At 71.2% G+C, this 24,868-nt stretch carries 20 protein-coding genes; 10 read left to right on the plus strand and 10 right to left on the minus strand.

What is annotated here, in order from left to right:
* The first annotated feature begins 3 nt into the window (after window positions 1-3).
* Window positions 4-381, plus strand: coding sequence for a hypothetical protein (locus tag ABIA35_RS20630; RefSeq protein ID WP_370336032.1), 378 nt, complete (start codon window positions 4-6; stop codon window positions 379-381).
* A 27-nt stretch (window positions 382-408) separates the two neighbouring features.
* Here ABIA35_RS20630 and ABIA35_RS20635 read toward each other — a convergent pair whose 3' ends face one another.
* Together ABIA35_RS20635 and ABIA35_RS20640 are read right to left on the minus strand one after the other, a co-directional pair.
* Entirely contained in the window at window positions 409-1,059 is a 651-nt protein-coding gene (locus tag ABIA35_RS20635) for a hypothetical protein (RefSeq protein ID WP_370358925.1), read from the minus strand.
* A 94-nt stretch (window positions 1,060-1,153) separates the two neighbouring features.
* On the minus strand, window positions 1,154-1,906 hold the full coding sequence (locus ABIA35_RS20640; protein WP_370336036.1) for a hypothetical protein: 753 nt from the start codon (window positions 1,904-1,906) through the stop codon (window positions 1,154-1,156).
* Window positions 1,907-2,157: 251 nt separating this feature from the next.
* On the opposite strand from ABIA35_RS20640, the gene ABIA35_RS20645 reads away from it, so the two are divergent.
* The 5 genes from ABIA35_RS20645 to ABIA35_RS20665 all read left to right on the plus strand — a co-directional run bounded on the left by ABIA35_RS20645 (window position 2,158) and on the right by ABIA35_RS20665 (window position 8,035).
* Complete coding sequence (locus ABIA35_RS20645; protein WP_370336038.1) at window positions 2,158-3,087, plus strand: hypothetical protein; 930 nt, start codon at window positions 2,158-2,160, stop codon at window positions 3,085-3,087.
* 14 nt (window positions 3,088-3,101) lie between these two features.
* On the plus strand, window positions 3,102-4,556 hold the full coding sequence (locus tag ABIA35_RS20650) for an O-antigen ligase family protein (protein ID WP_370336040.1): 1,455 nt from the start codon (window positions 3,102-3,104) through the stop codon (window positions 4,554-4,556).
* Window positions 4,553-6,154 (plus strand): oligosaccharide flippase family protein, encoded by a 1,602-nt coding sequence (locus tag ABIA35_RS20655; protein WP_370358926.1) that lies wholly within the window; start codon window positions 4,553-4,555, stop codon window positions 6,152-6,154. The genes ABIA35_RS20650 and ABIA35_RS20655 overlap by 4 nt, the downstream gene beginning before the upstream one ends.
* Window positions 6,155-6,215: 61 nt before the next feature.
* A complete protein-coding gene (locus ABIA35_RS20660) occupies window positions 6,216-6,809 on the plus strand; it encodes a TetR/AcrR family transcriptional regulator (protein ID WP_370336044.1) in 594 nt (197 codons plus the stop codon).
* Window positions 6,806-8,035, plus strand: a complete 1,230-nt coding sequence (locus ABIA35_RS20665; protein ID WP_370358927.1) for a cytochrome P450 — start codon at window positions 6,806-6,808, stop codon at window positions 8,033-8,035. The genes ABIA35_RS20660 and ABIA35_RS20665 overlap by 4 nt, the downstream gene beginning before the upstream one ends.
* A 1,108-nt stretch (window positions 8,036-9,143) precedes the next feature.
* Here ABIA35_RS20665 and ABIA35_RS20670 read toward each other — a convergent pair.
* The 8 genes from ABIA35_RS20670 to ABIA35_RS20705 form a co-directional block, all read right to left on the minus strand.
* Window positions 9,144-10,199 carry a glycosyltransferase family 2 protein gene (locus tag ABIA35_RS20670; RefSeq protein ID WP_370336047.1) on the minus strand — a complete coding sequence of 352 codons (1,056 nt, stop codon included), beginning with the start codon at window positions 10,197-10,199 and terminating at the stop codon, window positions 9,144-9,146.
* 128 nt (window positions 10,200-10,327) lie between these two features.
* Entirely contained in the window at window positions 10,328-14,146 is a 3,819-nt protein-coding gene (locus tag ABIA35_RS20675) for a DUF4082 domain-containing protein (RefSeq protein ID WP_370358928.1), read from the minus strand.
* 91 nt (window positions 14,147-14,237) lie between these two features.
* Window positions 14,238-15,374 carry a DegT/DnrJ/EryC1/StrS family aminotransferase gene (locus tag ABIA35_RS20680; RefSeq protein WP_370358929.1) on the minus strand — a complete coding sequence of 379 codons (1,137 nt, stop codon included), beginning with the start codon at window positions 15,372-15,374 and terminating at the stop codon, window positions 14,238-14,240.
* A gap of 118 nt (window positions 15,375-15,492) precedes the next feature.
* Window positions 15,493-16,170, minus strand: coding sequence for a NeuD/PglB/VioB family sugar acetyltransferase (locus ABIA35_RS20685; protein ID WP_370336053.1), 678 nt, complete (start codon window positions 16,168-16,170; stop codon window positions 15,493-15,495).
* Complete coding sequence (locus ABIA35_RS20690) at window positions 16,167-17,279, minus strand: DegT/DnrJ/EryC1/StrS family aminotransferase (RefSeq protein ID WP_370336491.1); 1,113 nt, start codon at window positions 17,277-17,279, stop codon at window positions 16,167-16,169. Before ABIA35_RS20690 ends, ABIA35_RS20685 begins: the two co-directional genes overlap by 4 nt.
* Window positions 17,280-17,371: 92 nt before the next feature.
* On the minus strand, window positions 17,372-18,517 hold the full coding sequence (locus ABIA35_RS20695) for an NAD-dependent epimerase/dehydratase family protein (protein ID WP_370358963.1): 1,146 nt from the start codon (window positions 18,515-18,517) through the stop codon (window positions 17,372-17,374).
* A gap of 5 nt (window positions 18,518-18,522) precedes the next feature.
* Window positions 18,523-19,599, minus strand: coding sequence for a Gfo/Idh/MocA family protein (locus ABIA35_RS20700; protein ID WP_370336055.1), 1,077 nt, complete (start codon window positions 19,597-19,599; stop codon window positions 18,523-18,525).
* A gap of 2 nt (window positions 19,600-19,601) precedes the next feature.
* The gene (locus tag ABIA35_RS20705; RefSeq protein ID WP_370336057.1) at window positions 19,602-20,999 is read right to left on the minus strand and encodes a sugar transferase; all 1,398 of its coding nucleotides are present in this window, start codon (window positions 20,997-20,999) and stop codon (window positions 19,602-19,604) included.
* A gap of 368 nt (window positions 21,000-21,367) precedes the next feature.
* Here ABIA35_RS20705 and ABIA35_RS20710 point away from each other — a divergent pair, with 368 nt between their 5' ends.
* The 4 genes from ABIA35_RS20710 to ABIA35_RS20725 all read left to right on the plus strand — a co-directional run bounded on the left by ABIA35_RS20710 (window position 21,368) and on the right by ABIA35_RS20725 (window position 24,861).
* Window positions 21,368-22,216, plus strand: coding sequence for a glycosyltransferase family 2 protein (locus ABIA35_RS20710; RefSeq protein WP_370336059.1), 849 nt, complete (start codon window positions 21,368-21,370; stop codon window positions 22,214-22,216).
* Window positions 22,213-22,884, plus strand: coding sequence for a polysaccharide deacetylase family protein (locus ABIA35_RS20715; protein WP_370358930.1), 672 nt, complete (start codon window positions 22,213-22,215; stop codon window positions 22,882-22,884). Before ABIA35_RS20710 ends, ABIA35_RS20715 begins: the two co-directional genes overlap by 4 nt.
* A 100-nt stretch (window positions 22,885-22,984) precedes the next feature.
* Complete coding sequence (locus ABIA35_RS20720; protein WP_370358931.1) at window positions 22,985-24,124, plus strand: hypothetical protein; 1,140 nt, start codon at window positions 22,985-22,987, stop codon at window positions 24,122-24,124.
* On the plus strand, window positions 24,121-24,861 hold the full coding sequence (locus ABIA35_RS20725) for a PHP domain-containing protein (protein WP_370358932.1): 741 nt from the start codon (window positions 24,121-24,123) through the stop codon (window positions 24,859-24,861). The genes ABIA35_RS20720 and ABIA35_RS20725 overlap by 4 nt, the downstream gene beginning before the upstream one ends.
* Window positions 24,862-24,868: the final 7 nt, after the last annotated feature.

Genomic DNA, 24,868 nt, shown 5'->3' on the forward strand with positions numbered 1-24,868 from the left:
CCCATGCCGCCCACGACACGCATCGCCAAAGTCTTCGACGGAGCCGACGACGGCGTCCCGTTCTACCTCCCGACCCACCCGCGCCTGTCCCCGGCCGAGCGCGACCGGCCTCTGGCCTACCTCGCGGCGGGCACGGCGCTGCTGATGACCACCGCGACCGAGCCCGACTTCGTCGAGCCGAAGCGCGGCGAGGTGGTGCCGATGAACTTCCGCACCGACGGCACCTGGGTCTGGAACGACGCGCTCGCCTACTACCTCGCCGAATACGGCTTCGCGCCGGAACCGGACTTCCTGGCCGCGATGGAGGCGGCCGGGTGGACGTGCCCGACCCCGGACGCCGAGGTGGTCGAGCGCGCGCTGGAGGAGTTGTTCGGGGAGTAGGGGACTCGGTCCGGGCGCATTCGGCGCCTACGCGCCACCGTCGCCAGGCCGGACGTCGCCTGGCGCGTCAGAGAATCGATCCGCCCCGCATACCTTGTCGGCCAAAGCCCGCTGCCACTCGACGGCATCCGCGCCCCGATAGTCCAAGATCAAAATATCATTCCCCTCCTGATACATCGAGTGCGTCACGCTGGCGGTCTCCGTTCCCCACGTCCGTTCGATCCGTATCGGGATGGGGAGCTTCCCCACGCCTACGGCCGCACAGTCCGTGACCTGATACGCAATCGTCACAGCGACTGTTTCCCCGGGCTGGAGCGTGAAGGGCACGGAAGCGGAAGGCTTCGAGAAAGGGTGCGTGATACCAGAGTCATCGCTCGCCAGGAGACGCAGTCCGGGCTCGTCCCGGCCCACACCGACGATGCGCAGCGCACTCCACCCGTCGTTCTTGATCAAGACGCCGGTGGTGAACTCCTTGCGGTCCTGCCGCCAGGTGTCTCCCCCGTCTCCGGGCTGCGGAGAGGTGACTCGCGCATGGACACTGCCCGACAGCCATAGCAATACGCTTGAAAACCCCAGCACAAGAGCGGCAGAACCGCCGGCCAGGAGCCGCATTGGCCTCTTGGTGGTCACGGCGATGCCAGAGCTCTCGGACACCGCAGTCTCGTCAGCACCCGTCACGCGCCAAGCATGGTCCATCCGGCGGTCCCCGCGTCAACCAAGAAGATCGACCAACGCTCTACGTCAGGCTGGGCAAGGGTTTCCCGACGCGGCGCTAGTACCAACCGGTCGCGTCCACCACTTCGCCCTCTTCATCCTCTTCGTCCGCCGCCAGAGGTTCGCCCGGCCCGCCCCCGGCTGTGATCGCCGGCAGTCTGCCGCGATTCCGCCGCCGCTCCGCCTCCCGCCGGGCCCACCCCGGAATCAGCGCCGCCGCCCCGCCGCCGATCAGCAGGACCCCTGCCAGCGCGCGGGTCTTGCGCACCGGCACCACGGTCGTCGACGGCTGCACCAGCAGCTGGGTCCGGACCCTGTCGTTCGCGTCGACCCCGACGCGGTTCTGCAGGTCGTCCAGATCCGCGTTCAGCGCGCCCAGCAGGATCCGCAGCGACGCCGCCGCCGCCGGCACGCTCGGTCCGTCCGCCGAGATGTCCAGGCGCGGCAGCCAGTAGTAAGGCTCCTGTGTCGTCCCGCTGTTGCGCGGCGTCAGCGAGTACCCGGCGGACATCCCCTGCGCGTGCAGCTGCGCCGCGCTCGAATCGCTCGACAGGCCTTCGGCGATCAGTGCCGCGGTCGCCGCCAGCGACGCCTTCTGGTCCGCGTACGGGTTCGGATTGTCCTTGGCCTGCTCGACCGAGGGCGCCTCCACCTCGACCACGGCCTGCGCGCGGAAGCGGGGCGCCGGGTGCGTCGCGAAGTAGCCGCCGACCATCGTCACGGCCAGGATCGGGGCCGCCAGCCACCAGGCCCGCGCGCGCCGTCGTATCGCGCGCGTCGGGCCGGCGTTCCGCCGGCCCGACGACGCCAAGAGTTCCTCCCGCGCCCTCACAGCCGTCCCCCATCCGCTTGGCCGGGCGCCCTGCCGCGGGTGCCCGTGCCGCCCCATCGATGATGCAGGGCGCGGCCCAGCGCGGGAACCCCGAAAGTGGGGGGACATCCCCACACGGCCGAGGTCGTCCGTTTCCTTCCCAGTGATCTGATACGGCCCTATCATTGACCACCGTCGGGTTTCGTCTTTGGGCCCGGCGCGCGAGGCCGAACGCGAAACGTGGGGGGACCATGGATCTCGGCACGATGCTGCGCGTCATGCTGCGGCGATGGTACGTGTCCATCCCCGCACTCCTGGTAGCCATAGCGCTGCCTGCTGCGGCGTGGACGATGATCTCCTCGAAGTACCAGACCACCTCCACCATCAGCCTGCTGAACTCGCCCGCGGGTTCCAGCGCCGACCAGGGCACCGGCAACCCGTTCCTGGCGTTCAACAGCTCCCTGACACCGATGGCCGACTTCCTGGCGCGCCGCCTGAGCTCGGACCAGACGGCGACCGACCTGGCGACCAAGGGCGTCACCGACGCCTTCTCCGCCGAGCTCGCGCCGAACGCCTCGGGGCCGTTCCTCACCATGACCATGACCGGCAAGAACCCGAACCAGGTCGTGACCGAGCTGCAGACCTTCGACCAGTACGCGATGAGCCAGCTCGCGGTGATCCAGACCAGTGCCAACTCCTCGCTCCCGGCCTCGACGCTGATCCGCGCGGTGGTCGTGGTCCCGCCGCAGAAGCCGACGACGTCGATGAAGTCGAAGTTCGAGGACGTGGCCGGGGCCGGCGTGTTCGGGCTGGCGATCCTGTTCCTGTCCGTGTTCGGCAGCGAGGCCATGGCGCTGCGCCGGGCCCGCGAGCGCTCCGGCCAGTCCCGCCGCCGTTCCGGTGGCTCGCGCTCGGGCTCGGGATCGGGCGCTGGCGCTGGCGCGGGATCAGGCGCGGCATCGGGCGTCGCCGGCGCCAACGGCATCAGCAGTGGCAACGGCACCTTGGCCCGCCGCACCCCCGCCCTGTCCTCCTCCGCGCAGCTGCCGCACTACCGCGACGCCGAGTTCGACGGCGACTTCGAGGGCGAGCACGAGGACGAGACCGAGCCGTGGATCGACATCGAGCCGCTCCCGCTCGAACACCTCGCGATCACCGATCGCGATCCGGGCTCGCGCTGAGAGGGCGCCGAGAAGTGAGCGCCCCGGCACCCCCGCGCCTCCGCCGCCGGACTGCGGGCGGCTCGTCCACCGGCACCGGTACCGTCTCCGACGAATCCGCCGGCCGCAGCCGCCTCCCCGCCCTGTCCCGGCACCGCGACCCCGCCGCCCTGCACGCGAAACCCGCCCGCTGGGACGCGGCCTCGATCCTGACCGTCTACGCCTTCCTGGTGATGCTGATCCCGGCCACCCAGACCGTGGCCAACCTCGGCGCACTCGGTGCTCCAGCGACCGTCTTCTCGGTCGTGGCCTTCCTGTGGTTCCTGGCCGGACGCCTCACCGGCCGGTTCAGCCTCGACCCGGGATCCAGCTCGGTCCGCAAGGCGATGTGCGTCCTGGCCACCGCGTTCACCATCTCCTACATCACCCTGTCGGGCCGCTCGGCCAGCCCGCTGGAGACGCAGGCCGCCGACCGGGCCCTGATCCTGCTGCTGATCTGGTGCGGCCTGGTGGTCGTGGCCTCCGCGGGGATCACCGACCGGGACCGCCTGGAGACGCTGCTGCGCCGGCTGGTCCTGCTCGGCACGATCGTGGCCGTGATCGGCATCTTCGAGTTCTTCTCCGGCTGGCAGTTCACCGAGCACGTCGTCATCCCGGGCCTGGCCACCAACAGCGACCCGGCCGCCACCGGGGCCCGCGGCGGCCACCTGCGCGCGCAGGCCACCACCACCCAGCCGCTGGAGTTCGGCGCGGTGATCGCGGTCCACCTGCCCTTCGCGCTCCAGCAGGCCGGCGACGCCTCGAAGTGGGGCCCGGGGCTGCGGCAGATGCTGCGCCGCTACGGCCCGGTGACCGCCATGATCATCAGCCTCCCGATGACGGTGTCCCGCACCGCGATCATCGGCCTGGTCGTGGTGCTGGCGACGCTGATGCCCTCGTGGCCCAAGCAGCGCCGGCGTCCGGCGTACCTGATGACGCTGTTCGGCGCCGCGGCCGTCCGGGTCCTCGTCCCGGGTCTGCTCGGCACGATCCTGGTGCTGTTCTCCTCGGCCTCGGGCAACTCCGACAACAGCTCGCAGGCCCGCACGAAGGACTACGCGGGCGTGACGCCGTATATCAAGTCACGACCATGGTTCGGCCGCGGTCCGTCCACGTTCATCCCGAGCCTCTACCGCTACACCGACAACTACTATCTGCTGGCCCTGGTCGAGGTCGGCATCGTCGGCGTCCTGGCGGTCCTGATCATCTACTTCACCGGCATCCGCGCCGGCCGGCTCGGCCGCAAGCTGAGCGTCGACGAGCCGTACCGCGACCTCGGCCAGTGCTTCGCCGCGACGTTCGCGGTGATGCTCTTCATCAGCGCCACGTTCGACACGCTGAGCTTCCCGATGCTCAGCGGATTGCTGTTCCTCTTGTTCGGCTGTTCGGGTGCTTATTTAGGCATCGCCAGGTCGGAAGCCGCCGCCAGAGCCCAGGCAGGTGCCCCATGAGCCATTCGCAAGCCGCCCCCGACGCCGGTTCGGAGCCCAGCTCGGAACCGGGTTCGGAGCCGGGTTCGGAAGCCACCTCGCTGCCCGCCGAGGAATCGCTCGGCGACCGGGTCCGCTCCGCCGCGAAGTGGAGCATGATCAACACCCTGCTGATCCGCATCGGCACCTTCGCCACCGGCGTGATCCTGGCCCGCGGCGCGCTGACGCCGCGCGACTGGGGGCTGTACGCGGTCGGCGGCGTCGCGCAGGCGGTGCTGCTGTCGTTCAACGAGCTGGGCGTGAGCCTGGCCGTGGTGCGCTGGGACCGCGACCCGCGCTCGTTCGCGCCGACGGTGGTCACCCTCGCCACGGCCTCCAGCACGGTGCTGTACGTCGGGCTGTGGTTCCTGGCGCACGACATCGCGGTCATGCTCGGCTCCCCCGACGCCACCGGCGTGCTCCGGATCCTGTGCTTCGCGGTGGTCGTCGACGGCGTCGCCTGCGTCCCGAACGCGGTGCTGATGCGCGAGTTCCGCCAGCGGGCGCGGCTGACGATCGACCTGCTGACCTTCGCCGTGAGCTCCGGCCTCACCCTGCTGCTGGCGTTCCGCGGCTGGGGCGCGTCCAGCTTCGCCTGGGGCGGCGTGGCCGGCGTGATGGTCGCCCTGATCGGCTGCGGCATCGCGGCGCCCGGCTACCTGCGGCCCGGCTGGGACCGCACGGTGGCGCGCGAACTCGTCCGCTACGGCGCGCCCCTGGCCGGGGCCAGCCTGTTCGTCCTGGCGACGATGAACACCGACAGCGCGGTGGTCGGCGCCACCCTCGGCCCGGTGGCGCTGGGCCTGTACCGGGTCGCCTTCACGATGTCGAGCTGGCCGGTCCGCGCCATCTCCGAGACCGCACGCCGCGTCTCCTTCGCCGGTTTCTCCCGCGCGGCGGTCTCCGAGCAGACCCTCACAGACGGCTTCACCGGCGGCCTGTCTCCCCTGTTGATCGCCTCGGTCCCGGCCTGCGCACTGCTCGCCGCTCTTCCGGGCCCGATCATCCGCTCGGTCTACGGCGACCAGTGGACCGGCGCCGCGGGAGCCTTGCGCTACCTGGCGATCCTGGGCCTGCTGCGGATCATCTTCGAGCTCTGCTACGACTTCATGGTCGCCGCCGGCCGCTCCCGGGCACTCTTGACGGTCCAGGCCCTCTGGCTCGCCGCCCTGATCCCCGCCCTCTACATCGGCGCCCACCGCAACGGCATCAGCGGCGTCGGCGCGGGCCACATCGTGGTCGCGGCAGGCCTCATCGCTCCCGCCTACCTCCTGACGCTGCGCGCCGTCGGCATCCATCCCCTGCGCATCGCGGCGGTCACGTGGCGCCCCATCCTCGGCGGCGCGGCAGTGGTGGCCGTGGCCATCGCGGTGAACCACGTCGCCGGCGACTCCGACGCCGGGCTGGCCGGCGCGAGCCTGGTCGCGATGGTGGCGTATGTGCCGATCGCGGTGCCGGCGTCGGTGATGCGGCAGGTGTGGGCCGTGGCCCAGTCCCGGATCGGCAGGCGCCGCAGGCCGATCCCGTCGCCGATCATCGTCGACGAGCGCCTCGCTTCCGGGGAGTCCGCCTCGGCCTGACAAACGCGATCGTCTTCGAACTCTGTTGCCAGCTCGCGCACAGAGACGTAGTGTCCTGAACATGAGTGTTCAGTCTGGCGCCTTGAGCCGATCCCGCCGCGCCGTGAAACGGCCCCTGCTCGATGTGGTGGCCGAAGTCCTCCTGGCGCAGCCGGGCGCCTCGCTCGCCGAGGTGGCCGAGGCCGCCGGGATCAGTCGCACCACGCTCCACAAGCACTACGCGACGAGGGACGAGCTGGTACGCGCGGTCGGCGTGCGGGCCACGGACATCTGGGAGCAGGCGGTCGACCGGGTCGCGGACAAGCCCGGCACGGAGCCGGGCCTGCGAGAGTTGCTCGCCGCCATGATCGAGAGCGGGCCGCAGCTGGCGTTCCTGTGGCGCAACCCCGTCCTCGACGGTGATCACGAACTCATTCAGCGCTACATCGACGTCGAGAACCGCTGCCTGGCCGTCCTGGATCGCGCGCGCAAGCAAGGCCTGCTCGCCGCGTCCACGCCCGACTGGTGGCTGCTGCAGACCATGCACGCGCTCGTCTACACCGCGGCGGAGGCTGTGCACGACGGAAAGCTGGCACCGCTCGACGCGCCTGATCTCGCGCTCAGAACACTGCTGCACGGACTGGGTGCGCGGGGCGTGCAGGAGGCGTCGGCATGAGCAGGCTCACGCAGACAGCCGGATTCGTCACATCGCTCTACACACAGCGTGCCTTCACCCACTATCTGGCCTCCGTACGACACGAGCCGATGGCGCAGCTCGCCACCCGCAAAGGCAGCCAGGACCCGTACGCGATCTACCGGCGGATGCAGCAGAACGGGCCGCTCTACCTGACGGCGCGCGGCAACTGGTCCACGGCGAGCCACCGGGTGTGCAACGCGGTACTGCGCGACCGGAAGTTCGGCGTCATGCAGGACGAGTACCTGGACCTGTCGTTCCTCGGCATGAACCCGCCGGACCACACCAGACTGCGCCGCCTGGCACAGCCCGCCTTCAGCCCGAAGACCCTCCCGGCCTTCCGCGACCGCATCGAGAGCACGGTCGCGGACCTCCTCGACCGCGCGACGTCCCGCGGCGGCAGCTTCGACCTCGTCACCGATTTCGCCGCGCCGCTCCCGATCAGCGTCATCACCGAACTCCTCGGCATCCCCGACGCCGACAGCCGCGAGTTCGCCGAACACGGCGCCGTCGTCGGCGGCGCACTCGACGGCGTCAACTCGCTGCGCCAAGCGGCACGCTTCCAAGCCGCACAGGCAGCGCTGCACACCCTGTTCGAGAAGGTCTTCGAGCTCCGCCGCCGCGAACCGGCCGACGACCTGATCAGCCGCCTGCTGGCGGCCGAGGGCGACCAGCTCCAGCCGGGCGAGCTGGAACCGATGGTCTTCCTGCTCCTGATCGCCGGCTTCGAGACGACGGTCAACATCATCGGCAACTGCGTCCTGGCCCTGCTGCGCAACCCGGAACAGTGGGAAGCCCTCCGCGCGGACCCCGAACGCCTGGCCCCCCAAGCAGTCAAGGAGGCACTCCGCTACGACCCACCGGTCCAGGGCACCAGCCGCATCGCCCTGGAGGACGCCGAACTCGAAGGGCGGCACGTCCGCCGAGGACAAACCGTCTTCATCATGATCGGCGGCGCCGGCCGCGACCCCGAGGTCTACGACCACCCGGACACCTTCGACATCGAGCGCACCAACCCCGCCGAACACCTGGCCTTCTCCGGCGGCATCCACTACTGCGTGGGGCAACCCCTGGCCCGCATGGAGCTGAACATCGCCATCCAGATGCTGGCGGAGCGCATGCCGAAACTGCGGCTCGCCGGCCCGGTGCGGCGACGGCGGACGACGACCATCAGGGGGCTGCGGCAGTTGGTGGTGAGTGCGGACTGACGTGGTTGGGTGGGTATGGCTGGTTGCGGTTTGTTTGTGGGCTGACAGTCACAGGCGTTTCTTGACGGCTTCGCGCATGGTTTACGGGATCCGCTGGTGGCGCGGTTCGGGGGCGGCGCTGGTTTCGCGGGGCGGCGGTGGTGTGGGTAGGTGGGCGGCTCTACTGCGAAAATCCAAGGGCAAGGGCAACTGCGAAGGTCAAGGGCAAGGTCAAGAGCCTGAAGAGCGCCTCCGGCGGCGCCTGCGCGGCGAGCGGCCTCGCTCCGGGGAGTGGGGGCCGCGCTGGCTGCCGGCGGACGCTGCTTGTGGTCGCCTCTGTCCCGGATTCCCCGCCGCTTCGTCGCCCGGAGGGAACCATCCCGGCCTGGGCGGTATCAAGCCGGATCACTGTTGCTGTGGCCCAGTATCAGCGGCTTGACACCGCCCAGTCCGGGATGGTTGTGCAAGCACCGCCGAAGCGACGGGGAATCCGGGACAACCCCCGCCTGTGGGAACGGTTCCCGCACCACACGCACACACCGCCCGGCCGCCGCTGTACCTCACGGAGTGGACCCCGTCCACACCACAGACCGGGGTTGTCCCGGATTCCCCGTCGCTTCGGCGGGCGAAGCCAAGCAGGCCGGGCCGGTGGTGTCAAGTCGCTGATACCTGGCCACCAGCTGGGCGATCCGACTTGATACCACCGGACCGGCCTGCTTCCGTAAGGCGACGAAGCGACGGGGAATCCGGGACGAAGGCGACCACAAGCAACGACCGGCAGCAGCCAGCGCAGCCCCCACTCCCCGGAGCGAGGCCGCTCGCCGCGCAGGCGCCGCCGGAGGCGCTCTTCAGGCTCTTGACCTTGCCCTTGACTGTCGCAGTTGCCCTTGACTGTCGCAGTAGAGCCGCCCACCTACCCACACCACCGCCGCCCCGCGAAACCAGCGCCGCCCCCGAACCGCGCCACCAGCGGATCCCGCAAACCCTGCGCGAAGCCGTCAAGAAACGCCTGCAAGCCCCCATCCCACCCGCACCCCCACCCCACCCGCACCCGCACCCGCACCCGCACCCGCACGAGAAACTCACCCACACACACGTCAGAGGCGCCCTTTTTACGGCTTCGCGCGACCTACCACCCCCGCCGCCGCCAAGACTGCCACCACACCCACTCCCGCCCTCGATTCACCGCCGCGCTCACCACCAGCGGGCGCAGGTACGGCATCGCCCGCTCCCCGACCGCGCGCCGGACTCGCAGGCCCGCGTACTCCGGCAGGTGCCGGTACTCCGGCCAGCAGTCCTCGGCGAAGGCGACCAGTTCCGTCACCGGGACCGTGCCTGTCAGCCCTTTGTCGTACGCGCGGACCGCTCGGCGCAGCGCCTGCCGTGCCAGCTTGCGGCGCATCTCCCCGGCCCAGGCGTCCGCGTTCGGCAGGGCGTCGCCGCACTTCACCAGGACGGACTCGAACGCCGCGCGCCGCTGGCGCAGGTCGTCGAGTTGGCCGCCGAAGTCGACGGTCGACATGTTCGCGCCGTGGCGGCGGTAGTACGCCTGGTCCGCGGCGCGGATGTGGCCGACGCCGGCCACCGAGGCGGCGCGCATCCACATCTCGATGTCGCCGGAGTGCGGGAGGGCCGGGTCGTAGCCGCCGATGCGCTTCTGCACCGAGGTGCGCATCACCACCTCCGGTGAGGTGATGCAGCCCTCCGCTGTGCGGAAGCGGCGGCGGAGCCACCACAGGCCGGGCCGTACCGCCCACTGGCCGGTGTGCCAGTCGGCGCCGCGTGCCGGGGGGAGGGGCTCGCCGTCCTGGAAGGTCAGCGGGTGTCCGTACACGAAGCCGACCGAGGGGTGCGCGTCCAGTAGTGCCGTCGCGCGGACCAGCGCTCCGGGTGTCAGCCGGTCGTCCGCCGACAGCAGCACGCAGTAGTCGCCGTCGGCCCAGTCCAGCAGCCCTTCGTTGTACGTCGCGATGTGGCCCCGGTTCACCTCGTGCACCGCCACCGAGATGCGCGGGTCGGCCGCCGCCAGTTCCCGGGCCTTGTCCGCCGAGTCGTCGGGCGAGCAGTCGTCGATGATCAGGACCCGGACGTCCACGCCGGGCTGCTCGTCCAGCACGCTGCGCACGCAATCGGCCAAGAAGTGCCCGTACCGGTAGCACGGGATCACGACACTGACACTGCCCATAACACTCCGCCCGATCCACTTATCACTGAAGCACCACTAGCGAACAAGCGAACAAGCGGTCGGCCGAGCCCCGCGCGCAACCGCGACACGGAGCCCGGCCGACCACCTTCCATCCGAACCCAGAACCCTTACTTGATGCCCGGCTTGTTACTCCGGCTCCCATACGAAGGCGACGGCAACACCCCGGGCGCCACACCCAACGGCGTTCCCTGCCCCGGCAGCGCCGGCGCTCCGCCGGTCACCGTCGTCGGCGCGATCACCCACGTCAGCGGCGGCGTCGGATCGTCGTTGTCGACGTTCGCGGTCACCGTCACCCGGTACGACGCGTCGCGCGGCAGCATCCCCGACGGATGGAACGCCACGATGTGCGTCGCCGGATCGAACGTCACGTACCCCGGCATGATCGTCCCGGCCGGCCACTCCTGCCCCGGAACCGGAGCCGCCGTGACCACGGTCATCTTCACCGAGGCCGGGTCGGCCGTCGCCGGGAGCACCGTGGTGATCGGGTGCGTCGGATCCATCACCGGATCCTTCAGCAGCGTGATCTTGTTGCCCGACGGCGTGGCCGCCGTCCCCGCCACGTTCCCGCCCGTCACCGCGGCGCCCGCCGCACCCGAGACCCGGCTGCCGCTCACGCGCGCGCTCGGGCTCGACAGCTGCGACGCCGCCGGGCTGGCGGCCGGGGCGGTCGTCTGGAAGACGGGGTCGACCCAGTAGTTCGTGGCGTTGTAGGTGTTGGTCGGGAACGTCGTCGTGGACCCGTATGAATAGAGCCCGTTCGACGTCGCCGGCGCGGTGAGCGGATAGTAGTTGTGCGGGTTGGTGAAGTATCCGGCGTCGGCCGCGTAGTGCCCGGAAGACGCGTGGTACGAGACCACGTACTGCGTGTTCGCCGCGATCGAGACCGGGGTCGCGAACGTCAGCGTCTGCCAGCCGGAGGCACTCTCGCCGGTGAACGTCCCGGTCGCCAGCTGCTGGCCGGTGGCGCTCCACAGCGTGCCGGTGTGCGTGCCGGTGTTCGCGGCGCTCTTGTAGAACCGCAGACCGGTCACGTTCCCCGCCACCGAGGAGGAGAACTTCACCCCGAGCTCCACCGAGTTGCCGTCCCCGGAGTCCGCCGTCGTCGGCACCGTGGACGTCGGCCACAGCGTGCAGGGGCACGACGGCGCGGGCATCGTGGCGGCGGTCGTGAACTGCCACATCGCCGGCGCGCTCATCGCGTTGCCATAGGCGTCGTCGGCCATGAGCGAGGCGGTGTACCCGGTGCTCAGTGCCAGCGGGCTGTCAGGGGTGAACACGATCGTGTTCGTCGACGACGTATAGCTGATCGAGCCGGGCACCGCGGTCCCCGTCCCGTCCTTCACCGTGAAGGTCGCCGTCGTCGGGTCCATCGAGGCGCTAAACGAGGCCGACACCTGCGTCGTCGGCGATACCGCGGTCGCCCCGGAGCCCGGGGTCGTCGAGGTCACCTTCGGCGGCGTGGTCGGGATCCCGGTGTTGTCGAACACCGGGTCCACCCAGTAATTGGTGTCGTTGTAGGAGTTGTTCGGGAAGGTCGTCGAGGATCCGTAGGAGTAGACGCCGTTCCCGCTGGAGCTCGTCGACTGCTGCGCCTGGATCGGCGCCGCCCCGGCCCCGCCGTTCGTGAAGTACCCGGCGTCGGCCGCATAGTGCCCGACCGGCGCGTGGTACGACACGACGTAGGTCGTGTTCGCCTTGACCGACACCGGCGTGGTGAAGTTCAGCGTCTGCCAGCCCGGCTGCGTCACCGTCGCGGTCGAGGCCGGCGTGGACGCCATCAGCAGACCGTTCGAGGTCCACAGGCTCGCCACGTGGGAGCCGGTGTTCGTCGGGCTCTGGTAGAAGCGGACGCCGGTGATGTTGCCGGCGGTCGAGGTCTTGAACTTCGTCCCGACCTCCACCGACGCGCCGTCACCGCTGTCCGGGTGCGCCGGCGAGGCGGTGGACGGGAAGATCACGCACGGGCAGACCTGCGGCCCGACGGTCAGGCCGACCGACTGCGTGGCTCCTATGTCCGCGTTGTCGTCCTCGGAGCGCACCTGGATCTGCGCGTTGCCCATGGCCGTCGGCGTCCAGGCGTAGCTCCAGGTCACCGCACCGCCAGTGGTCTGCGTGGTGTTGGCGGCGTTCCACGTGGTGCCGCCGTCCACCGAGACCTCGACCCGCGCCACCACGGTCCCGAGCGCCGGCGCCGCGGTGCCGGTCGCCGTCAGGGGCTTGAGGACCTGCACCGTGGTGCCGGAGCTCGGAGCGGTCACGGTCGTCGTCGGACCCACGGTGCCGGCCGGCAGCGCCGTGCCGGTCACCAGCCCGGTCTGCGGCGTGGTCGGCTGCTCCCCCTCGTCGGCCAGCATGTTCATGGTGGCCTGCTGCACGTCCCGGTCCACCGTGGTGGTCTGGTTCGGCGGGTTCGGCGGGTTGGCGACGCCGGTGTTGTCGGTGTGCAGGTTCGTCAGGCCCCAGGCCCACTGGACCGTGGCCGTGCCGAACACCAGCGCGTGCGACGTCTGGTCGCGGAACTCCACCAGGCTGTGCGTGGCCTGGCCGGTCGAGTAGTCGTTGCCGTAGTCCGTGCGCAGCTGGTCCACGGTCAGCGTGGTGGAGGACAGGTCGATCTCCCCCGGCGGCCGGGTGGAGTCGGCGTAGTCCGAGTCCCACTCATAGCCGAGCAGGCCGTAGGGCGTGCTCTCCGAGCCGTTCATGAGGCTGGCGACCGAAGTGTGGCGCCAGACGCGCAGATCGGCGTACTGCGAGGAGAAGGTGATCGGCGAGTACTGGTTCGCGTTGACCGAGAACAGCGTGCCGGTCAGCTGGTCCTCGGGTGCCGCGCCGGTGCCCAGGCCGTGCGCGTCCATCCAGGTGCCTGTCCACTGCCCTGTCGGGTCGGGAACGCCGTCCACCGGGTTGGTCCCGTACAGCTTGGTCATCTTGTACGTGGTCATGGTGCGGTTCGGCGTGTTGCTCCCGTCGATGCTGTTCTCCATACGGGTCCGCCAGAAGACCTCGTTGCCGGACATGAAGATCTGGTTCTGTCCGGCATGCCGCGCGGCCATGACGTTGTTCCACTGAGTCTGGTTCCAGTACTCGTCGTGGCCCGAGGAGATGAACACCTTGTGGTTGCTCACCGACGCCGGATCGGTCGTGGCGTCCATCCCGGAGATGTAGCTGACGTCGTAGCCGTTCTCCTCCAGCCAGTAGATCAGCGCGAACTCCGAGCCGAAGATGCCGTTCTGCCCGATGTCCGGCAGCGGCCGGTTGTAGCTGACGCGGTAGGCGCGGCCGTCCGGCGCCGGGCCGTTGCCGACGTAGACGTCCTGGCCGCCGAAAGTGTTGTAGGCCTGCCAGGTCTCGTCGGAGGTCTGCACCACGATGTCGCTGTGGTGCGCGGCGTTGTCCGGCTCCCGGACGATCACCGGCACCGGCATGTAGCCGATCAGCGCGTCGGTGCTGTCCCACTGCTCCAGGGCGACGATGTAGACCCCCGACACGGCGGTCGGGGGCACCTGGATCGCCACGGTGGTCGGCCAGTTCCCGCAGTCCACCAGGCCGGTGGGCTTGTCGGAGACGCACCCCGGCAGGTTGTTGGTGTAGTTGGCGGGGTAGGTCCCGGTGGAGGTGTTCATGCTCCACGACATCGCCCGGGAGCCCTTGCCCCCGTAGTACCCGAGGCGGTCGACCTCGACCGCGTACTTCGTCGGGGACTCCACCTTCAGGCTGATCGTGCCGCCGGGCAGCACGCTCTCGTTGGTCGTGAACCCCTGGATGTCTCCGTAGGCGCTGGTGTACGTCGCCAGGTTCCCGGCGCCGTCGGTCAGGTCCTCCACTCCGGTGGTCTGCTGGTTCTCGCACGCCACCGTGTTGGCGCACGCGGCCGCGTGCGCCGGTCCGGCCACACTCCACACCGTCACCACTGAGGCGACCGCCATCGCGACGACCGCATAGGCCGACTGTCTGAGCCCTCTGTAAATTCTGTTGTGCGCCATCGTTCCGCGACCTCGTTCGCAGTGCTCTGTCTTGCTACAGACGGCTCCGGTGCGCCGAAAGCGCCCGGGCCAGGGCGGCGACGACGGTCTCCTGCTGCTCCCGCATCAGATGCGGGTGCAGCGGCAGGGAGAGCGTGTGCGCCGCGACATGTTCGGCGTGCGGATACGACGCGTCGGTGGCGAACGCGCCGGTCCGATGGAGCGGCACCGGGTAGTGGATCCCCGCGCCGATGCCCTCGGCCTCCAGAGCGGCCAAGACCGCGTCCCGGTCGGGGACCTGGACCGTGTACAGGTGCCAGACGTGCTCGTTGCCCGGCAGCACGGTCGGCAGGGTGACGTCGTCGAGGTCGGCGAGCAGCTTGTCGTAGTACGCCGCCGCGGCCTGGCGCGCGGCGTTCCACTCCGGGAGCCGGCGCAGCTTGGCGCGCAGGACCACCGCCTGCAACGCGTCCAACCGGCTGTTGACGCCCGCGATGTCGTGCGCGTACTTCACCAGGCCGCCGTGGCTGCCCAGCTTGCGCACCGTCGCGGCCAGTTCCTCGTCGTCGGTCAGGACGGCGCCGCCGTCCCCGTAGGCGCCGAGGTTCTTGCCGGGATAGAAGCTGGTCGCGGCGATCGCCCCGGGGCCCGAGCCGGGCGTGCGGCCCAGGCGCGTGGCCCCCTGGCACTGCGCGGCGTCCTCGACGATGCGGATACGGGTGCGGATGTCGCTGCCGCTGCCGGCCAGCCCGGCCTGCAACTCCTCGACCGGCGCGAGCTGCCCGTACAGGTGGACCGGCACGATCGCCTTGGTGGCCGGCCGGATCGCGGCCAGCGCCGCCCGGACGTCGATCAGGCAGGAGGCCGGATCGCAGTCCACGAACACCGGCTTGGCGCCGATCCGCGCCACCGCGCCGGCGGTCGCCGCGAAGGTGTTCGCCGGCACGATCACCTCGTCGCCCGCCACCACGCCGACCGCGCGCAGCGAGAGCTCGACGGCGTCCGTGCCGTTGGCCACGCCGACGCAGTGCCCGACCCCGGCGAACGCCGCGTACTCGCGCTCGAAGGCCGCCACCTGCGGGCCGCCGACGAAGCCGGTCGTGGCCAGCACCTCGGCGAAGCCGGCCTGCACGGCGTGGGCCACCTCGGCATGCGCGGCGGCCAGGTCGACCAGGGGTATGCGCGGGCTCATGGATCGGTCCTCCGGTCGACGGCGCCGCGGGGCACGGCACAGTGGAAGTGAATAAGGGTTCGATGACACTGACGGCGAGGGCGTCCTGCCGCACCCTCGCCGCCCGGCTCCGGCGCGTTCATCGCAGCGCCGCCCGGCGCGCTAAGGACTCCGGGCGGGCGACGTCCCGGAGCTTGCGGGCCGGGTTGCCGACCCACACCTCGCGGTCCGGGACGTCCTGGAGCACCACGGATCCCATGCCGATCTGCGACCAGGCCCCGATGCGCACGCCCTCACGCACCATCGCCCCGGCCCCGATGTAGGCGCCCTCGTCGACGACCACGCCGCCGCCGAGCTTCACCCCGGAGGCCAGCGTCGCGTAGTCCCGGACCACGACGTCGTGGGTCACCACGGCGTGCGGCATCACGGCCACGTGCCGGCTGATCGTCGCGTCGGCGGTCAGGACCACCCCGGCCAGCAGCACCGATCCGGCGCCGACCGTGGAGCTGCGGGACAGCTGCGCGAAGGGGTGCACGATGGTCGCGTACCGGCGGTCGGGCAGGCCCAGCCGCTCGACGATCCGGGCCCGCCCGAAGTAGTCGCGCGGGTTGCCGACGCAGACCACCAGCCGCACCTCCGGCAGCGACCGGATCAGGTCGATCGGCCCCCTGACCTGGTCGGCGATCGGCAGCCCGGGCAGCGCGTCGTCGAGGAAGCCGGCGAACACGTCAGAGCCCGGATACCGGTCGCGCAGGGCCTCGGCCGTCTCCCGGCCGAAGCCGCCGGCTCCCGCGATCGCGATGCGCAGCTCGGTCACGGGGCGGCCGCCTTCAGGACGGCGACCACGCGGTCCTGCTGCGCCTCGGTCATGCCGTGGAACACCGGCAGGATCAGCGAGTTCAGGCTCAGCGCCTCGGTGGCCGGCAGCCGCGGCGTGCTGACCTCCGCGTAGGCGGGCTCCATGTGGGCGGCCATGATGCCCCGGCGCGCGGAGACTCCAGCCTCCGACAGCCGGAGCAGCAGGTCGTCCCGCGAGACCGGGAACCGGTCGTCCAGCCGGATCCAGAACGACTGGTAGTTGGTCCGGCCGTATTCGGGGTCGGTCACCGGCGACAGCCCGGGGATCCCCGCCAGCTCGCGCTGGTACCGCGCGGCGATCTCGCGCCGCTCGGCGACCGTCGCGGCCAGCTTGCGCAGCTGCACCAGCCCGACCGCGGCCTGGATGTCGGTCATCCGGTAGTTGAACCCGGTCTCCAGATATGCCTCCAGCACCGGCTTGGCACTCGCGTGCCGGTCGGCGGCCGAGACGTTCATTCCGTGCTCGCGCAGCCGCCGCATCCGGGCCGCGGCCTCGGCGTCGTCGGTGGTGACCATGCCGCCCTCGCCGGTGGTGAGCAGCTTGCGCGGGTGGAACGACCACGCCGCCGCCTGCGCGCCGGCGCCGACCGGCGCGCCCCGGTACCGGACGCCGGCCGCGCACGCCGCGTCCTCCAGCAGCGCCAGACCGCGCTCCCGGCACAGGCCGCGCAGCGCGTCCAGGTCCGCCGGCACGCCGCCCTGGTGGACGAGGATCACCGCGCGGCTCCGGGGCGTCAGCACGGCGGCGACCGTGTCAGGGGTCAGATTCCCGGTCTCGACGTCCACGTCGGCGAACACCGGGACGGCGTTGACGTAGCGCGCGGCGTTCGCCGTCGCGATGAAGGACAGCGACGGCACCACCACCTCGTCACCGGCGCCGACTCCGAGCGCCACCAGGCCGAGGTGCAGCGCGGCGGTGCCGGAGCTGACGGCGACGCCGTGCGCGGCGCCGGCCTCGGCGGCGAAGGCCCGCTCGAACTCGGCGACGCGCGGCCCCTGGGCGACCCAGCCGGAGCGCACCGCCTCGGCGGCGGCCTCGGCCTCCTCCTCGCCGAGCCAGGGCACCATCACCGGGATCCGGGCGGGCGCCTGGGCCTCGGGCGTCCCAGCCTCGGGCACCCCGGCCTCGGGCATGCCAACCCCGGTGGCCACCGCGCTGCTCACGAAGCGACTCCCTCGGCAACAGAGCCCGCGGCAACAGAGCCCTCAGCCACAGCACCCTCGCCGGCGACACCGGACGTCGCCATGGCCGCCGCCGCGGCGCGCTCTGCCGCCGCGGCGACCTTGGACACCGGCACCGGTACCGGCTCGGGCGCCGCCTCCTGCTCGCTGCGCCACCACTGCACCAGGTCCGTCAGGCCCTCGCGCAGCTGCATCTCGGCCTTGAACCCCAGCCGCGACTCGGCCTGCGAGATGTCGGCCAGGCGCCGGGTCACGCCGTTGACCGCGCGCGGCGGCCCGTACTCCACCGGCAGGTCCGAGCCCATGACCTCCAGCAGCGTCTTGGCCAGGTCGTTCAGGCTGGTCTCGACCCCGCAGGCCACGTTGAACACCTCGTCGGTGAGGTCCGCGGCGGCCGCCAGGACGTTGGCCCGCGCGATGTCCGCGACGTGCACGAAGTCCATCGTCTGCGTGCCGTCGCCCAGGATCAGCGGCGGCGTGCCGGCGGCGATGCGCTCCATCCAGCGGATCAGGACCTCGGTGTAGAGGCCGTGGATGTCCATGCGCGGGCCGTAGACGTTGAAGTACCGCAGCGCGACGTAGTCGAGCCCGTACATGCTCTTGAAGCTGCGGAGCATGGCCTCGTTGAAGGCCTTCGCCGCGCCGTAGAAGGTGTCGTTGTTGTAGCTGTGGTGCCGCTCGTCGGTCGGGAACTGCTCGGCCAGGCCGTAGACCGAGGCCGAGGAGGAGGCCACGACCTTCTTCACCCCGGCCGCCGCCGCGGCCTCCAGCACGTTGAACGTGCCGTCGACGAGCACCTCGTTGGCCAGCCGCGGCTCCTCGGCGCACTGCGTGATCCGGATCGCCGCCAGGTGGAACACCACGTCGGTGCCGGCGGACAGCTCGGCGAGCAGCTCCCGGTCCCTGATGTCGCCCTCGACGACGCGCACCCGGCCGCTCGGCAGCGCCGCGGCCAGATTGGCCCGCCGGCCGCGGACGAAGTTGTCCAGCACGGTCACCGACTCGCAGCCGGCGTCCAGCAGCCGGTCCACCACGTGCGAGCCGATGGTGCCGGCGCCGCCGGTGACCAGCGCGCTGCCGCCCGCCAGGCCGACCGCCGCGCCGGTGTCGTCATTGGTGCCCAAGCCAGTCACACGCCCTCCAAGGCATCTTCGTTCACAGCCACGAGGGCTCCGTTCTCGGCGAGGCTGCGCGAGGCGGCCTCGAGGATTCGCAGGACCCGCAGTCCCGCGCGGCCGTCGGTGGCCGCCGGCGTGCCGGTGCGCACGGCGCGGGCGAACTCCTCGACCGCCACCGCCAGCGCCTCCCGCTCGTTCAGCGCCGGCGCGACCATGTCGCCGGTCCGGTAGGACACCAGGGCCGCGCGCCGCTGGTCGGCGGCGAGCTCCTCGGGGTTGGCCAGGTCCACACCGCGGTCGAAGACGCTGACCCGCTGCGCGGGGTTCAGGTCGTCCCAGACCAGCGTGCGCTTGGAGCCGCCGACGATGGTGGTGCGCACCTTGGTCGGGGACAGCCAGTTCACGTGGCCGTGCGCGATCGCTCCGGAGGACAGGGACAGCGTCAGGTACGCCACGCAATTCCGGCCGGCGCCTATCGGGTCCGCACCGGTCGCGGCCACCGCCACCGGCTTCACGCCCGGCGGGAGGATGAAGTCCAGGATCGACAGGTCGTGCGGGGCCAGGTCCCACAGCACGTCCACGTCGGGCTGGATCAGCCCCAGGTTGATCCGCACCGAGTCGACGAAGTGGACCTCGCCGAGCTCCCCGGAGTGGATCAGCTCCCTGATGGCCAGGACGGCCGGGGTGTAGCAGTAGGTGTGGTCGCACATCAGGATCAGGTTCCGCTCGGCCGCCTCGGCGACCAGCTCGGCGCCCTCGGCCTCGGTGGCCGCCAGCGGCTTCTCGACCAGTACGTGCCGCCCGGCACGCAACGCGGCCATCGCCACGTCCCGGTGCGTGCGGGCCGGCGTCGCGATCGCCACCGCCTTCACGTCCGGGTCGGACAGCGCGTCGTCCAGCGCGCCGCTGACCCGGACGCTGGCGTACGGCGCCGCGACCTTCTCGGCCCGCGCGGTGTCCAGATCGATCAACCAGCGCAGGTCCCAGTCCGGCGAACCCATGAGGTTCCGCACCAGGTTCGGCCCCCAGTACCCGGCGCCGACGACGGCGATACCCGGCCGCTCGGCGGCCGAAATTCCCCCCGACATTCTCAGTACGCTCCTTTGCCCTTGACGACGGCCGAGCCGGTGCGCAGCAGGATCTCCGCGTCCAGGCCCAACGACCAGTTCTCGACGTACCCCAGGTCCAACCGCACCGCGTCCGCCCATGCCAGGTCGGAGCGGCCGCTGACCTGCCACAGCCCGGTCAGGCCCGGCTTGACCAGCAGCCGGCGCCGGACCTCCTCGCTGTACTTCGCGGCCTCCTCCGGCAGCGGCGGACGCGGCCCGACCAGCGCCATGTCGCCGCGCACGACGTTGAGCAGCTGCGGCAGCTCGTCCAGCGAGTACCGCCGCAGCACCGCGCCGACCTTCGTCACCCGCGGGTCCCGCCGCATCTTGAACAGCAGGCCGTCGGCGTTCTTGTTCAGGTGCGTGAGCCCCTTCTTCGCCTCGGCCGCGCCGACGGACATGGTGCGGAACTTGTAGAGGACGAAGTGCTCGCCGCGCAGGCCCACGCGCGTCTGCCGGAAGTAGACCGGACGCCCGTCGCCGACCAGGATCGCCAGCGACACCGCCAGGAAGATCGGCGCCAGCAGCAGGATGCCGATCGCCGCCGCCGCGCGCTCGCCGAGCTCCTTGGGAACGCGGGAACCGCGCGACAGCTTGGGCGCGCGGACGTGGAACAGCGGCACGCCGCCGTCCCGCCGGACCGCCAGCCGCGCCGGCGCGATCTCGTTCAGGAACGGCGCGACCAGGATGTCCGCACCCAGGCCGGCCAGCCTCCAGCCCAGGCTGCTCAGCGCCGCCGCCCCCAGATGCGGGCCGGGCATCAGCACCACGACCTCGCATCCGGTCACCTGCAAGGCGGTCGCGACCTGTTCGGCGTCGCTCGGTCCGCCGTGCGCGGTCAGCGTGCCGACGTTCAGCGGGTCCAGCGGGTCCTGCGGGGTCGGCGGCACCGACCCCGAGGCCGTCGTCATCGCCGCGCCGGGCACAGCGGGCCCGGCGACCTCCAGCGACGCCACCGCCCGCAGCCCCGAGCGCTCGCGCCGCAGGATCGCGGCCATCGCCGAGCACTGGATGGAGCTGCCAACCAAGAGAGCTGGCCTTGAGGCCAGCCCCGGGTGCCGTGCTTGCAAGGCTCGGAACGCTTTACGCGCCACCAGCGACGCCAACGCCGCCATCGGGGCCGCCAAGAGCACCCCGCGCACCAGTCTCTCGTTGCGGGCGACCAGCGCGCACAGCGCCGACAGCGCTGCCATCGCGGCCAGGCAGGCCCGCAGAATCCTGTGATACTCCTCGGTGCCCGGCCCCACGTGCCGCCGCTCGTAGAGCCGGTGCGCGCCCGCAGCACCGACCCACGCGACGGGCACGGCGACCAGCGCCGGCCAGTCGTCCTGGACCGGGACCGCCAGCCACGTGGCCGCGGTCGCGCAGGTCCAGTCCATAGCCACCAGGAGCGCCGCACCGGCGCGCCTGCCGTAACTCGTCCGGGGTCGTGCGAGACGTACTCGCACGACCGTACTTTCAACGCCCGACCCGACCGCCATGCCGAAATCCCCCCACGGAACTCCATCGCACCGCTCGACGCCTACCGCCCCGCACTACCCCCGGCCATGACCGCTGCGTAACCGCACGAACACTTGTCGAACTGGAAGCATGGTAGTGGGCTGGGATACTTCGCGCGAGTTGTACCGGAGAGTTATCATGGCTAACACTTAGCGTCGTTCTGCTGTTATACGTACTCTGTCCAGACATGGTCGTGTGTGGGACAACCACCGAAGCCCAGCAGGGCCGGTGGAGTGGGGGGATGAGAATGGCGCGCACTGCGCTGCGCTGGGGCAAAGACACGCTCAACCGACTGATCGGATGGCAGGTGATCTTTGAGATACGCAACAAAACCTTGAAATGGCCGGGTGCGCTCCGCATGCGGCGCTTCGAAGATCGCGAAGTGAAGCGGCTACGGGCCGAAGCACCGTTGTTGTCGGCGCGGGTCGCGGTGGTGATCCCGACCTACCGCCGACCGGACGGACTCGCCGCCGCGGTGGGCTCTGTCCTGGCACAGACCTGGTCGGACTTTGTCGTGGTGGTGGTGGACGACGGCGGCGGCGGGCTGGAAGCCGCCGAACTCCCGGACGATCCGCGACTACGGACAGTGTCGCTGTCGGAGAATTCGCACGTTTTGGGGCTGGTCCGGAACGTGGGAATGCGGCTGACGGAATCGCGCTACGTCGCGTTTCTGGACGACGACAATCTCTGGGAATCTGAGCATTTGGCCCTGACGGTGAAAACCCTGATGGATTCCCCGCGCCTGTCTGGCGTATACACCGCCTTGCATCGGGTGCTGCCGGACGGATCCGATCTGGACGTGTTGTCAGTGCCCTTCGACCGCAAGCGCGCGTCGTGGGACTCCTTCCTCGACTGCAACGCCTTCGTGGCGGTCCGCAGCCGGGCCCTGATCTTCAGCCGGATGCCCCGGCCCATCGGCCTGCTGCCGCGCGAGGACTGGGAAATGATGTACCGCTTCACGCGCCGCCACCGCATCACCCACCTGCCGTCCCCGACGGTCCGGTACCTGGTGAACCCGTCGAGCTTCTACACACAGTGGGACAAGGACGACAAGAGCAATAAGAGCAACAAGAGCGACAAGGGGGAGAGCGAATGAGCGCCACGGATTTGAGGAACATCTCGTTCCACGGCATCGGGATCCCGGACGGCCCCGAACGCGAACCGGACGAGCACCGCTACTGGGTGACGGAGTCGGCGTTCCTGCGCGTCCTGGACTTCTGCGCCGACCAGCCCAACATCCGCCTGAGCTTCGACGACGGCAACGCCTCCGACGCGGCCATCGCCCTACCGGCTTTGCGGGAGCGCGGCCTGCGAGCCGACTTCTTCCCGATCGCCGACCGCCTGGGCACCCCAGGCAACCTCGAACCCGGCGCCCTGCGGGACCTCACCGCCGCCGGCATGACGGTCGGCACCCACGGCGCGGCCCACCGCCCCTGGACCACGGCCCTGGCCACGGACCACATCAGGGAACTCGAGGACGCCCGAGGCCGCATCGCCGAACACAGCGGCCGCCCGGTCGACACCGCCGCCTGCCCCTTCGGCGCCTACGACCGCAAGGTCCTGCAAGCCCTTCGAAAGGCGGGCTACCGCACGGTGTTCACCAGCGACGCACGCCCCGCCCACAGCGGCGCCTGGCTGCAACCGCGCTACAGCGTCGAGGCCGGCGACACGCCGGAGACGGTGCGAGCGCGGATGCTGACGCCGCGGTCCACGACGGGGCGCGCGGCGGATCGGGCGGTGCTGATGGTGAAGGCGTGGCGGTGAGACCGGCTTCGATCGCGGCCGAGTTCGCCGCCACTGCCCGGCGCGACCTCCGCCGCATCCCCATCCCCCTCCCCACCGTCGCGAAGGCGAGCCCCTCCCCATGACCACTCGCGTCCTCATCGGCTTCGCCGATGCCTTCGCCGCGATCGAGTCCGCCTGGGCGCTGGCCGACGCCGGCCACGAGGTGTTCGCCTTCGCGCGGCGCGGGACCTCGCCGCCGCTGGCCGCGTCACGCCGGGTGCGCGTAGTGCCGGTCACCGCGCCCGAGGACGATGCGGCGGCCTGCGTCGCCGATGTCGTCAACGCCGCGCATCGGCTCGGGACTTCCGTGCTGCTTCCCCTCGACGACCTCGCCGTGTGGGTCGCCGACCGGACCGATCTGCTTGTCGCGGGGGCCACCGGCAAGGCCGCGGCCTTCGCGCTCGACAAGCGGCTGCAGGTCGAGGCCGCCGCCGATGCCGGGTTCGCGGTGCCGGCGCGTACCGCCGCCGGGCCGTGGGTGGTCAAGGCCGCGCTGGCCGCCGTCGAGCTGGACGGCAAGCTGGTGCGTCCCGGGGGCCGGGTCGCGGCCACCGAGGCCGATATCGCCGCGGCCACCGAGGAGCTCGCCGGGCCCGTGCTGGTGCAGCAGTTGCTGACCGGTGTGGGAGAAGGGGTCTTCGGGTTCGCGACCCCGGACGGCATCCGGGCCTGGAGCGGCCATCGCCGGGTACGGATGACCGATCCGCGCGGGTCGGCGTCCAGTGCGTGCCGCTCGATCGCGGTCGAGGAGGATCTGCGGCCGCGGGCCGAGATGCTCCTGGCCTCGGTCGGCTGGCGCGGCATGTTCATGCTCGAGCTGCTGCGCGACGCCGCCGGGACCCCGTGGTTCATGGAGGTCAACGGGCGGCCCTGGGGCAGCATGGCGCTGGCCGTCCGCCGCGGCTTCGACTATCCGGTCTGGGCCGTGCGGCAGGCGCTCGAGCCGGCGTTCGTGCCCGAGCCGCCGGATCCGGAGCCGCCGCACATCGTCTGCCGGCACCTCGGCCGGGAGCTGATCCACCTGGCCGCCGTGCTGCGCGGCCCGATCGCCGACCACCCCGGCCCGTGGCCCAAGCGCGGCGCGACGCTGGCGGCCCTGCGGCCGACGCGCGCCGACCGCTGGTACAACCTGCGCCGGGGCGAGCGCCGCGTCTTCTGGCGCGACACCTGGTCCACCCTGTCCGCCCAAGCCGCCCGGATGAGACGGAGAACCTCGTGACAACGGTCCGCGCGGTGGCGCACATCCACTCCGAGTGGTCCGACGACGCCTCCTGGCCTCTGGACCGCCTGGCGGCCGCGTTCCGCAAACGCGGCCGCAGCGTCCTGCTGATGTGCGAGCACAGCCGCACGTTCACCGAGGCCAAGTGGGAGGAGTACGTCCAGGCGTGCGCCGCGGCCTCCGGCGACGGCGTCCTGGTCGTCCCGGGCCTGGAGTACAACGACGCCGACAACGTCGTCCACATCCCGGTCTGGGGCGAGGTCCCGTTCCTGAGCCAGACCCCCGACATCGCCGACGTCCTGGCCCACACCCGCGCGGCGGACGGCGTCGCCGTCTTCGCGCACCCCTGGCGCCGCAACGCCTGGCGACGCTTCGACCCGGCCTGGGCCAAGGACCTGACCGCCGTCGAGATCTGGAACCGCAAGTACGACGGCTGGGCCCCGAACCGCCAGGCCCGCGCCTACGCCGAGCGCCTGGGCCTGCCGCCGTTCGTGGCCCTGGACTTCCACGGCGCCCGGCAGTTCTTCCCGCTGGCGATGGAGCTGACCCTCACCGGCCCGCCGTCCCGCACCACCGTCGAGGACGCCCTGCGCGACGGCCGGTTCGAGCCGCTGGCCTTCAGCCGCTCGGCCCTGCGGCTGACGTCGGGGGTCGGCGGCCTGGCGCTGGCGGCGGCCGAAGCCGCACGCGCCGTCGCGGCCCGTACGGTGCGCGCGGCACTGAACAGGAGGAAGTAGGAGCAGG

This window comes from Catenulispora sp. MAP12-49 (assembly GCF_041262705.1).
Classification (GTDB): domain Bacteria; phylum Actinomycetota; class Actinomycetes; order Streptomycetales; family Catenulisporaceae; genus Catenulispora.